Origin of the sequence: Lachnospira multipara ATCC 19207 (genome assembly GCF_000424105.1) — a bacterium.
GTDB classification, from domain to species: domain Bacteria; phylum Bacillota; class Clostridia; order Lachnospirales; family Lachnospiraceae; genus Lachnospira; species Lachnospira multipara.
The window spans coordinates 18,701-31,194 of sequence record NZ_AUJG01000018.1 but is presented as its reverse complement, the minus strand read 5'-3'; the positions used below and the strand labels follow the sequence as shown (position 1 = coordinate 31,194).

At 36.3% G+C, this 12,494-nt stretch carries 11 protein-coding genes; 10 read left to right on the top strand and 1 reads right to left on the bottom strand.

Translation table 11 applies throughout. The annotated features are described in order from the left end of the window. The first annotated feature begins 1 nt into the window (after position 1). The 10 genes from priA to rpe are packed head-to-tail and all read left to right on the top strand — an operon-like array spanning position 2 to position 11,068. Positions 2–2,209, top strand: a complete 2,208-nt coding sequence (gene priA / locus G600_RS0111945) for a replication restart helicase PriA (RefSeq protein ID WP_027432120.1) — start codon at positions 2–4, stop codon at positions 2,207–2,209. 26 nt (positions 2,210–2,235) lie between these two features. Continuing rightward, positions 2,236–2,706, top strand: a complete 471-nt coding sequence (gene def, locus G600_RS0111940) for a peptide deformylase (RefSeq protein WP_027432119.1) — start codon at positions 2,236–2,238, stop codon at positions 2,704–2,706. 49 nt (positions 2,707–2,755) lie between these two features. Then, positions 2,756–3,715, top strand: a complete 960-nt coding sequence (fmt, locus tag G600_RS0111935) for a methionyl-tRNA formyltransferase (RefSeq protein WP_027432118.1) — start codon at positions 2,756–2,758, stop codon at positions 3,713–3,715. Positions 3,716–3,736: 21 nt separating this feature from the next. Then, a complete protein-coding gene (locus tag G600_RS0111930; protein WP_027432117.1) occupies positions 3,737–4,459 on the top strand; it encodes a zinc metallopeptidase in 723 nt (240 codons plus the stop codon). Continuing rightward, positions 4,446–5,750, top strand: a complete 1,305-nt coding sequence (rsmB, locus tag G600_RS0111925) for a 16S rRNA (cytosine(967)-C(5))-methyltransferase RsmB (RefSeq protein WP_034246428.1) — start codon at positions 4,446–4,448, stop codon at positions 5,748–5,750. The genes G600_RS0111930 and rsmB overlap by 14 nt, the downstream gene beginning before the upstream one ends. A 9-nt stretch (positions 5,751–5,759) precedes the next feature. Continuing rightward, positions 5,760–6,842 carry a 23S rRNA (adenine(2503)-C(2))-methyltransferase RlmN gene (rlmN, locus tag G600_RS0111920; protein ID WP_034246426.1) on the top strand — a complete coding sequence of 361 codons (1,083 nt, stop codon included), beginning with the start codon at positions 5,760–5,762 and terminating at the stop codon, positions 6,840–6,842. After that, positions 6,820–7,542, top strand: a complete 723-nt coding sequence (locus G600_RS0111915; protein ID WP_027432114.1) for a Stp1/IreP family PP2C-type Ser/Thr phosphatase — start codon at positions 6,820–6,822, stop codon at positions 7,540–7,542. Before rlmN ends, G600_RS0111915 begins: the two co-directional genes overlap by 23 nt. A 16-nt stretch (positions 7,543–7,558) precedes the next feature. After that, complete coding sequence (gene pknB, locus G600_RS14585) at positions 7,559–9,499, top strand: Stk1 family PASTA domain-containing Ser/Thr kinase (protein ID WP_051195508.1); 1,941 nt, start codon at positions 7,559–7,561, stop codon at positions 9,497–9,499. Positions 9,500–9,506: 7 nt separating this feature from the next. Continuing rightward, complete coding sequence (rsgA, locus tag G600_RS0111905; RefSeq protein WP_027432113.1) at positions 9,507–10,385, top strand: ribosome small subunit-dependent GTPase A; 879 nt, start codon at positions 9,507–9,509, stop codon at positions 10,383–10,385. Positions 10,386–10,405: 20 nt separating this feature from the next. Further along, positions 10,406–11,068 (top strand): ribulose-phosphate 3-epimerase, encoded by a 663-nt coding sequence (rpe, locus tag G600_RS0111900; protein WP_027432112.1) that lies wholly within the window; start codon positions 10,406–10,408, stop codon positions 11,066–11,068. Positions 11,069–11,336: 268 nt separating this feature from the next. Here rpe and ychF read toward each other — a convergent pair whose 3' ends face one another. Next, complete coding sequence (gene ychF / locus G600_RS0111895; RefSeq protein ID WP_027432111.1) at positions 11,337–12,434, bottom strand: redox-regulated ATPase YchF; 1,098 nt, start codon at positions 12,432–12,434, stop codon at positions 11,337–11,339. Positions 12,435–12,494: the final 60 nt, after the last annotated feature.

The window sequence follows — 12,494 nt, the reverse complement described above, 5'->3', positions numbered from 1 at the left end:
AATGTTTGCTGATATAATAATAGATATATCTCATGAACAATTAGATAAGACTTTTCAATACAATATCCCGGATGAACTCCGGGATATTGTTAAGATTGGAAGTTTAGTTAACATACCCTTTGGTAGAGCTAACAAGATGATTCAGGGCTATGTAATTAATATGGGGGAAGAGGCAAAGTACCCTGTGGAGAAGATTAAGTACATAGACAGCCTAGTTACAGACAAAGTGGGTCTTGCAGGGGAAATGATTGAGCTTGCTTACTGGATTAAGAAAAACTACGGTTCAACCATGAATCAGGCTCTAAAGACAGTTATTCCTGTAAAGGATAAGGTTAGCCAAAAAGAGAAGAAGTCTGTGTGCCTTAATGTGCCGGTGGATGAGGCAAAGGCAATGCTTGATACATTTTTAAAAAAGAATGCAAAGGCAAAATTTAGATTAGTAGAGGCTTTGATAGAAGAAGAAATAATTGATATGAGTATTATAAAATCTAAGCTTAATATCTCAGCATCAACTATTAAATCACTTGAAGATGACGAAATTATAAAGATTAACTCAGAAGAATATTATCGAAATCCTGTGCCAAGAAGGAATATGTTTGGTAAGAATGTGGAATTAAACCCAGAGCAGAGACAGGCAGCAGATTTGATAAAAAAAGACATAGATGAAAATGTATATAGAACTTATCTTCTACACGGAATTACAGGTAGTGGAAAGACGGAAGTCTACCTGGATGTAATTGAGAAGGTTATTGAATCAGGAAAGCAAGTAATTATGCTTATTCCAGAGATTGCTCTAACTTTACAGACAGTGCAGAGATTCTACTATAGATTTGGAGATAAGGTTTCTATCTTAAATTCTAAGATGTCAAAGGGCGAGCGATACGACCAATTTTTAAGAAGTATGCGTGGGGAAATCAGTGTAATTATTGGACCTAGGTCTGCGCTGTTCACACCATTTCCTAATTTAGGTCTTATAGTTATTGATGAAGAGCATGAGGGAGCTTATAAATCCGATAAGACTCCAAGATATCATGCTAGACCCGTTGCAATTCATATAGCAAAGAAGAAACAAATTCCAGTAATACTAGGTTCGGCTACCCCAAGCGTGGATAGTTATGAAAGAGCCCTAAATGGAGAATATAAACTAATTACTTTGACTAAGAGAGCGGGAGATGCTAAGTTACCAAAGGTCTATGTAGAAGACATGAGAGACGAGCTAAGAGCTGGCAATAGGTCTGTTTTTAGTAGAAGGTTAAAGGCGCTAATTAGTGATAGACTTGAAAAGAAGGAGCAGATAATGCTCTTTTTAAATAAAAGAGGCTATGCAGGATTTATATCTTGTAGAAGCTGCGGGCATGTAATGAAGTGCCCTCATTGTGACGTTTCCTTAACGGCCCATAATAACGGGAAACTTATCTGCCACTATTGTGGTTATGAGCAGGAAAATGTTACGACTTGCCCAGAGTGTGGCTCAAAATATATAGCAGGCTTTAGGGCAGGAACTCAAGCATTAGAAAAATTACTAAAAAAGGAGTATCCTAATGCTAGAGTCCTTCGTATGGACACAGATACAACAAAGAATAAGGGTGGACATGAAAGAATCCTTGAATGCTTTGCAAATCATGAGGCAGATATTTTAGTAGGTACTCAGATGATTGTAAAGGGACACGATTTTCCAGATGTTACTTTAGTTGGCATTGTGGCAGCAGATATGTCACTTTATGCTAGTGATTACAAGGCCCCCGAAAAGACCTTCCAGTTGCTAACTCAAAGTGCTGGTAGAGCTGGTAGAGGTAAAAGTCTTGGTGAGGTAGTAATTCAAAGCTATACACCAGATCACTACAGTATTCAGACTGCGGCACATCAGGATTTTAGAGGATTTTTTGATCAAGAAATAAGCTATAGAAAATTACTTGGCTATCCTCCTATATTAAATATGCTAAAAGTTACCTTATCAAGCCCTAATGAGGAGGCACTAGATAGGGCTAGCATTAGCTTAAAGGAGAAAGCGGACAAGGTAAATAATTCAATAGTTTTAGGTCCAACTAAAGCTAATATTTATAAAATTAATGATATTTTTAGCAAAGTTATATATATTCGCAATAAAGAATATGGTAAACTAAGCAGTGTATATGAGAACTTGGACAATTTTGTTATTGGAAACCCATTGTTTAAAAATGTTTTAGTCAATTATGACTTTAATGAATAATATTATAAAGATAGGAGAATAATAATATGGCAATCAGAAATATTAGAGAAATTGGTGATGATATATTAAGAGCAGAATGCAAAGAAATAAAAGAAATGACACCAAGAATTAAGGAACTTATCGAGGATATGTTTGAAACAATGTATGAGGCTAATGGTGTTGGTCTTGCAGCTCCTCAGGTAGGTGTAAGAAAGAGATTAGTAGTAATTGATTGTGGCGATGACCCAATCGTATTAATTAATCCAGTTGTTTTAGAGACAAGCGGAAGCCAGACAGGACAGGAAGGTTGCCTTTCAGTTCCAGGTAAGGTAGGTATTGTTACAAGACCTAACTATGCTAAGGTTAAGGCTTTAAATGAAGATATGGAAGAAATTATTGTTGAAGGTGAAGAATTACTTGCTAGATGTATGCTTCATGAAATTGACCATCTAAACGGTGTAATGTACGTTGATAAGATGGAAGGCGAGTTAATGGAAGTTGACTACGACGAAGAATAATCCATAAATATAGAAGATAAATTCATAAATATAGAAAAGAGGCAAATTAGTGAGAGTAATTTTTATGGGAACACCGGATTTTTCGGTGGGTACATTAGAAGCTATTATAAAGGCAGGACATGAAGTTTGCGCAGTAGTTACACAGCCTGATAAGCCAAAGGGAAGAAGTAAGCAATTACAATTCTCACCTGTAAAGGAGTCGGCTCTTGCCCATAGTTTAGAAGTCCTACAGCCAGAGAAAGCTAGAGACCCTGAATTTGTAGAAAAATTAAGAAGTTATAATGCAGATGTTTTTGTAGTTGTAGCATTTGGCCAGATTCTACCAAAGGAAATTATTGAGATGCCAAAGTATGGTTGTGTTAACGTTCATGCATCTTTACTTCCTAAGTATAGAGGTGCTGCGCCTATTCAGTACGCAGTTATTGATGGTTGCGAATATTCAGGCGTTACAACAATGCAGATGAATGAAGGCCTTGATACAGGCGACATTCTTATGGTTGAGAAGTTAAAGCTTGATCCTAAGGAAACAGGCGGTTCTTTATTTGATAAATTAGCAGTTGTAGGTGCTAACCTACTTGTTAAGACTTTAGTAGGCCTTAAAGAGGGAAGCATAAGTCCAATTCCTCAAAAGGAAGAGGATTCTACATATGTTAAGATGATAAAGAAGTCCATGGGAGAGATAGATTTTAATAAGTCTGCAGTAGTCATTGAAAGACTTATTAGAGGTCTTAATCCATGGCCATCAGCTTTCACACATTTACAAGGAAAGACTTTTAAGATTTGGGAAGCTAATTGCCTTGATGATGTTACTGATGCCGAAGTTGATTTAAGCACAGCTAAGAACGGCGAAATCGTAGCTCTAAGAAAGAATTCCCTTGTAATTAAAACAGGAGAGGGTTACTTAGAGGCTCTTGAAGTTCAATTAGAAGGTAAGAAGAGAATGGATGCAGGCTCCTTCCTTCGTGGCAATAACATTGAACTTGGCACAGTATTTGGTAAGGAAGAATAATCATAAAAAGAGGTGACTTATATGTACTATGGGTATGGTTTAGGCTATGGATATTATTTTGATCCAACTTATATACTAATAATTATAGCAGCAGTATTAGCCTTGCTTGCACAGCTTAGAGTTCAATTTACATTTTCAAAATACTCAAAAGTAGCAAGCTCTAGAGGTCTTACAGGAGCTATGGTTGCTGAACAGATTCTTAGAAGCGAAGGAATCTATGATGTGGGTGTTGCCCATGTTTCAGGTTCTCTTACAGATCACTACGATCCAAGAACTAAGATGGTAAATCTATCAGATTCAGTATATAATATGTCTTCTATAGCAGCGGTTGCTGTAGCAGCCCATGAATGTGGACATGCAATTCAGCACAACAGAGGCTATGTGCCACTAAGCCTTAGATCTGCAATAGTACCTTTTGCCAATATCGGTTCAAAGGCATCTTGGATTTTTATTATACTTGGTGTGCTTTTAAGCTGGAATCAGACACTTATTACAGTGGGAATCTTAATGTTCTCTCTTGCAGTGCTTTTCCAGATTGTTACACTTCCAGTTGAGTTTAATGCCTCAGCTAGAGCCCTTAGAATTTTAAAATCTAACGGAATGCTTGTAGATAGAGAAAATTCTAAGGCGAGATCTGTACTAACAGCAGCAGCTCTTACTTATGTAGCAAGTGCTGCCTCAGCTATTTTACAGTTACTTAGATTAATAATTTTATTTGGAGGAAATAACCGTGACGACCGCTAATAATTCGGTTAATCTAAGAGCAGTTGTTTTAGATATGCTCTTAGAGAATGAAAAGAACGGCGAATTTTCTAACTATCTTTTAAATAATGCGCTGGCTAAATACCAATATTTGGAAAAGAGCCAGCGCTCATTTATCGCTAAGCTTTTTATTGGAAGTATTGAAAGAAAGATAGAATTAGACTATGTTTGCAATCAATTTTCAAAAACCAAAACTAAGAAAATGAAGCCCTTAATTAGGGTCTTAATTAGAATGTCGATTTACCAGCTTTTATACATGGATTCAGTGCCTGAGTCTGCAGTTTGTAATGAGGCTGTTAAGTTAGCAACTAAGCGTGGTTTTGTAAGCTTAAAGGGCTTTGTAAATGGCGTATTAAGAAATATTGCAAGAAATAAGGATTCAATAGAATACCCAGCAGAGAGTGACTACATTTTACATAATAGTATTAAATATTCAATGCCAGAATGGATTATTAAGCTTTGGCTTGAAAGCTATAGTAAAGAGGAAGTTTCTGATATTCTAGAAGGTCTCTTTAAAGAGAAAAGAACCTATATTAGAGTTAATACAAGTAAGATTAGCCCTAAGGATTTAAAGGAAAAGCTAGAATCTGAAGGGGTTAAGGTTGTTAATACTGAGATTGATTATGCACTAGAGATTTCGGATTATGATTATTTGACGAATTTAGACAGTTTTAATGAAGGTCTTTTTCAGATTCAGGATTTAAGCTCAATTATTGCAGGTTACAATTCTCATTTTGAAAATGGACAGACAGTAGTGGACGTTTGCGCCGCACCTGGTGGCAAAACAATCAATGCTAGTTTGTGGGTTGGCGATGAAGGAAGAGTTTATTCTAGAGACATTTCCTATGAAAAGCTTGATAAGATTGAGGAAAACCTTGATAGGTTAGGAATTACTAATGTAGAGACAGAAGTGTTTGATGCCTCAGAACTTGATGAGAGTTTAGTAGCTAAGGCTGATGTAGTAATTGCTGACCTACCTTGTTCAGGTCTTGGTATTATAGGTAGAAAGCCAGACATTAAATACAATGCGAGTCCTGAAAAATGTGCTGAATTGGTAGAAATTCAGAAAAATATTTTAACTACAGTAGTTAATTATTTGAAAGAATCTGCTATACTAGTTTATAGTACTTGTACAATCAATAAGGCAGAGAATGAAGAACAAGTGGAATTTATAAAGGGTCTAGGCTTTGAACTTTTAGACATGAAGCAGTTATTAGCTGGAAAGACAAAGGACACAGACGGATTCTTTTATGCAATTTTAAAGAAGAAGTAAGGTATTAGAATGGATATTAATTATAAGATTAAGGACGGTAGAGTGGATTTAAAGAGTCTAAACTCTAGCGAACTAATTGAATATATAGAGAGCTTAGGAGAGAAGAAGTTTAGAGCTAATCAGCTTTATCAGTGGATGCACGAAAAGCTTGTAACTAACTTTGACGACTGCCTTAACATTCCTGCTAAGCTAAGAGAAAGTTTAAAGGAAAATGCATATCTTATGGCACTTGAGCCAATAAGGGTGCAGACATCACAAATTGATGGAACACAAAAGTACTTATTTAAACTCTACGATGGCAATGTCATTGAAAGTGTATTAATGAAGTACCACCATGGAAATTCAGTTTGTATTTCATCCCAGGTTGGATGTAAAATGGGTTGTCGCTTCTGTGCGTCAACACTTGACGGTTGTGTAAGAAACCTCACACCTTCTGAAATGTTAGATCAGGTCTATAGAATTCAGAGTATTTCAGGAGAGCGAGTTTCTAATATAGTAATTATGGGTTCTGGTGAGCCTATGGATAATTACGACAATGTTATTAAGTTTCTAGAGTTGATTAATTCTGAAAAAGGGCTTAATATTAGTCTTCGTAACTTAACAGTTTCTACTTGTGGTTTAGTGCCAAAGATTAGAGAGTTAGCTGACCTTGAGTTACAGATAACTCTTGCGATTTCTTTACATGCACCTAATGACGAGCTTAGAAAGACTATGATGCCTATAGCTAATAAGTATTCTATAGAAGAAATAATGGATGCCTGCAGATATTATCTTGATAAGACAGGCAGAAGAATTTCCTTTGAGTACAGCTTAGTAAAGGGCGTTAATGATACTAAGGAATGTGCAAGTCAGTTAATCGATTTAGTACATGGCCTTAATTGTCATATTAACCTTATTCCGGTTAATCCGATTAAGGAAAGAGATTACGAACAATCTAATAAGGATGCTATTATGGCATTCAAAAATAAACTTGAAAAATGTGGAATTAATGTTACTATTAGAAGAGAAATGGGCCGAGATATTGACGGCGCATGTGGTCAATTAAGAAAAAGTTATATGGAGGATAGTCATGAAAGCAGTAGCAATGACTGATATTGGCAAAAAAAGAAAAACCAATCAGGATTTTGTCTATACATCTATGACACCTATAGGAATACTCCCGAATCTTTTCATTGTGGCAGATGGCATGGGGGGCCATAAAGCAGGCGACACAGCATCAAGATTTACAGTGGAAACACTAGTAAAGCTACTTAAGGAGAATCTAACTAAGGATGCTGTTAGCACAGTAGAGAAGGCAATTTTAGAGGTAAACACATTACTTCTAGAAAAGGCCAAGGAATCTGAAGATTATACAGGCATGGGGACAACACTTTGTCTAGCAAGTATTATTGATGATACACTTTTAGTTGCCAACGTAGGGGATAGTAGACTATATGTAGTTGATGAGGACATACGACAAGTTACCAGAGACCACTCATTGGTTGAGGAAATGGTTCTTGCAGGTGAGATTAACAAAGAGGAAGCAAGAAACCATGAGAGGAAAAATGTTATAACGAGGGCTATTGGCGGTACAACTACCGTAGAGCCAGATATGTTTAGAATAGACCTAAAGAAAAATGATAGGATTTTATTATGTAGTGATGGTTTAACTAACATGCTCGAGGATACAGAGATTGCTGATATCATTAAAGATGAGTCAGATATTAATAATGCCGCAAAGAAACTGATAGACAAGGCTAATAAGAATGGCGGGCTAGATAATATATCAGTTGTTATTATTAAAACTAATTAGAAAGGTATAAATTAATATGTTGAGAAAAGGACAGTTTTTAGCTGACAGATATGAAATACTAGAGCAGATCGGCGCTGGAGGAATGGCTGATGTGTATAAGGCTAAATGCCACAAACTTAATAGATTTGTTGCCATTAAGGTTATGAAAAAAGAGTTTAGTGATGATAAGACATTTGTTGCTAAATTTAGAGCAGAGGCACAATCAGCAGCAGGCCTTACACATTCTAATATCGTAAGCGTTTATGATGTTGGAGATGAAGATGGCATTTATTATATTGTAATGGAATTAGTTGAGGGTATTACTCTTAAGAAATATATAGAAAAAAGAGGTAGAATTCCATTTAAGGAAGCTGCTAGTATTGCTATTCAGGTAGTAAACGGCATGGAAGCTGCCCACAAGGCTGGAGTTGTTCACAGAGATATTAAACCTCAGAATATTATTATTTCAAAGGACGGTAAGGTTAAGGTTACTGACTTTGGTATTGCTAAGGTTTCATCTAATACAACAATTAACTCATCACAGACAATGGGCTCTGTTCACTACATTTCACCAGAACAGGCAAGAGGCGGATACTCAGATGCTAGAACTGATATTTACTCAATGGGTATCACAATTTTTGAGATGTTAACAGGAACTGTACCATTTGATGCAGACAATTCAGTAACAGTTGCTGTAAAGCATATACAGGATAAGATTCCACTTGCATCAACACTTGCTGAGGGAATCCCTGTAAGTATAGATAAGATTGTTGCAAAATGTACTGAGAAAAAGCCTGACAGAAGATATCAGTCAGCAGAAGAATTACTTGCTGATTTAAAGAAATCTCTTGTTATGCCAGATGTAGATTTTGTTAAAATGGCACCAGTAATGGAGGATGAAATGTCAAAGAAAGAAGAAAACGAAGAATTAAATGAAGATTTAGACGTTCTTGACGATGACAATGAAGAAACACTAGAAAATCTTGACGACGAAGATGGCGTTTTAGATGATGAAGACGACGATGAAGATGATATTGATGATGAAAGCAATGAAAAGCTTGATAAGATCATGAAGTATATCGGAATCGGTATTGCGGCTATTATTCTTATTATTACAGTATTTGTAATCTTAAAGTTAGTAGGTTGTGGCTCTTCTTCAACAGAGACAGAAACAGAGACAACAACAGTTTCAGAAGATGATTCAAGCCTTGTTTCAGTACCTGATGTTACAGGTAAGTCAAAGGAAAAGGCTATTGAAAGCTTAAATGAAGTTGGTCTTGGTTATTCAATTGTTACACAGAGCTCTTCAACAGTAGAAGAGGGCTATGTAATTAGTCAGGGTACAACAGCAGGCTCTAAGGTTTCTGCTAATACAAGAATCGTTCTTACAGTAAGTAAGGGAACTGAAACAGAAACAGTTTCTGTAACTAATGTAAAGGGCATGACAGAGGAAAAGGCTACTGAAACTCTTAAGGACTTAGGCTTTGAGGTTGAAGTAGAATATGCATATAGTACAACAGTTGAAGCTGGTAGCGTTATTAGCTACTCACCAACAGGTAGTGCAGAAAAAGGCTCTACAATTACTATTAAGGTAAGTAGAGGTGAAGAAAAGACAACAGTAGTGATGAAAAACTTAGTAGGAATGTCTAAGTCTGAAGCTATTTCTTGGTTAACATCAAATGGTTTAAAATATCAATTTACTGATAGTTCTGATTCGGATGGATATGTAACAATTCAATTAGAAAAAGAAGGTGATAATGTAACTGTAGGCTCAACTGTGACATTAACTATTAAAAGCAGCACAGGTAATAGTTCGGGAACGGGTACAAGCTCAGAATCTGGAACTAGTTCAGGAACAGGATCCGGAACCGGTTCAGGAACGGGATCAAGCTCAGGATCTGGAACTAGTTCAGGAACAGGTACAAATACAGGAACAGAAGCTGAAAGTACAACTGAAGCTACAACAGCTTCTAACTAGGTAATTCATGCAGGGTAAGATAATTAAAGGTATCGCTGGCTTCTACTATGTTTACATAGAAGAAGTCGGCGCTATATATGAGTGTAAGGCGAAAGGCGTTTTTAGAAATAAGAAGATTAAGCCTTTAGTAGGTGATAATTGCCTAGTGGATATTGTTGATAATGACAATCTAAAGGGTAATATTACAGAAATTCTTGAAAGAAAGAATTCTCTTATTAGACCGGCTTTTGCCAATATAGATCAAGCGATGGTTATATTTGCCGTTAAACAACCAGATATAAACTACAATCTCTTAGATAGATTTTTAGTTTATATGGACTATCAGGATGTGGATACAGTAGTGGTTTTTAACAAGGTAGATTTAGCAACTAAAGAAGAAATTGATGCATTAGAATCAATTTATAATAAATGCGGTTGTAGGTTAATATGGGTAAGTACCTATGACAAGACTGGTGTAGACGAGGTTTTAGAATGTCTAAAGGGCAAGACAACAGTGCTTGCAGGCCCTTCAGGAGTTGGAAAATCTTCCCTCACTAATTTGATTTTACCAGAGGAGGTTAATGCCACTGGTGAGGTTAGTAAAATTGGTAGAGGACGTCATACCACAAGGCATTCAGAAATTTTTAATGTAAGTCCTAATACGTATATTGCAGATACGCCGGGCTTTACATCACTTAACCCTCCTGATATAGAAAAGGAAGAGTTAAGATTTTATTTTGAAGAATTTAAAGAGCATGAGGGAAATTGCAGATTTAACGGTTGCGTACATGTAAATGAGCCGGACTGCAGTGTAAAGAAAGCTCTAGCGGATGGACAGATAAGTAAGAGACGATATCAGAGCTATATAGAAATATTTGATGAATTAAAAAATAAAAAGAAATATTAAAGTGTAAAAGGAAGTAAGATATGAATTATTTATCACCATCAATTTTATCAGCAGATTTTAAGAATTTAGGAAGAGAATTAGAGATTATTGACGAGGCAGGAGCAGAGTACGTACACATCGATGTTATGGATGGAAGCTTTGTACCAAACATTTCCCTTGGTATTCCTGTTATTAAGTCAATTAGAAGTGCAACTAAGAAGGTTTTTGATGTACATCTTATGATTGATGAGCCAATCAGATACATTGAGGAATTTGCAAATGCAGGCGCAGACATTATTACAGTGCATGTTGAAAGTTGTCAGGATGTTAAGGCTACACTTGAAAAGATTAAGTCATTTAATTGTAAGGCAGCTATTACACTTAATCCTAAGACTCCAGCAAAGGCAGTTATTCCATACCTTTCAATGGTAGACATGGTGCTTGTTATGAGCGTTAATCCTGGATTTGGCGGTCAGAAATTCATTCCAGAATCTCTTGATAAGGTTAGAGAAATTAAGAAGGCATTAGAAGAGAAGAACTTAACTAATGTAAACATCGAAATTGATGGTGGCATTAATATTGAAAATCTTGCTAGAGTCCTTGAAGCTGGCGTAAATGTAGTAGTTGCTGGTTCAGCTATTTTTAAGGGTGATACTGCAGAAAATGTTAAGAAGTTCAAGGAAGTTATGTCATCTTGGAACTAAATAAAAACTAGCTAAAATTAGCTAAAGTTTCCTAGATGATACATTGTAAAGCGGACATTCGGAATCCGCTTCGCTACTTCCTCATGAACGCAGTGGCACTTTGTGCCATCTGTCAGAAGGGGCTTTAACCCCTTCTGACACTAGTAAGCTTTATACCCCCGCTTAAAGCTTACGCTTTTGAAGCGGGGGATTGCTTACACTGCGTTCAAAAAGCATAAAAATAAGGACGATATCAAATTGATATCGTCCTTTTAAGTATATATATATCTTATACGTTAAATCTAAAGAGGATTACATCGCCATCCTTAACCACGTATTCCTTACCTTCCATACGAACAAGACCCTTTTCCTTAGCTGCGTTATAAGAACCGCAGTCAAGTAAATCCTGATAGTAAACAACTTCTGCCTTAATGAATCCTCTTTCAAAGTCAGAGTGAATCTTACCAGCAGCACCAGGAGCCTTAGTTCCCTTAGTGATTGTCCAAGCACGAGTTTCTGTCTCACCAGCTGTTAAGTAACTAATAAGACCAAGTAACTTATAGCTTGCTGCAATTAACTTATCAAGACCTGATGATTCAAGACCTAAGTCATCAAGGAATTCCTTCTTCTCATCATCATCAAGTTCTGAAATTTCCTGTTCAATCTGAGCACAAATAACAAATACTTCTGAGTTATTAGCTGCTGCATATTCCTTAACCTTAGCAACATTAGCGTTACCTGCACCATCATTTCCTAAATCATCTTCAGCTACGTTAGCAGCAAAGATAACTGGCTTAGCTGTTAAAAGGTTGTATTCTTTAATAAAGGCTTCTTCTTCTTCGCCTTCAAGTTCGAAGCTAGCTGCTAAATTGCCATCCTCTAAGTGCTTAATAAGTCTTTCGATGAATTCAACTTCACGAGCTAAGTCTTTATTGTTATATGCGCCTCTCTTTTGCTTAGCAAGTCGTCTCTCTAAAACTTCAAGATCAGCAAAAATTAATTCTAAGTTGATTGTTTCAATATCTCTTACAGGATCAATTGAACCATCTACGTGAACGATATTAGAGTCTTCAAAACATCTAACAACATGTACAATAGCATCTACTTCTCTGATATTAGCAAGGAACTGGTTTCCTAAGCCTTCTCCTTTAGAAGCACCCTTTACAAGACCTGCAATATCTACGAATTCGATTACAGCAGGTGTAATCTTTGCTGAATTATAAAGTGCTGCAAGCTTATCAAGTCTGTCATCAGGTACAGTAACAACACCAACATTAGGATCGATTGTAGCAAAAGGATAGTTTGCTGCAAGTGCCCCTGCCTTAGTAAGGGAATTAAATAAAGTTGACTTACCAACATTAGGTAAACCTACGATTCCTAGTTTCATTATAACCTCCATGCCACCTTTAAGTGGATAAAAATATTTTAATTTGAAATTAATTGATTG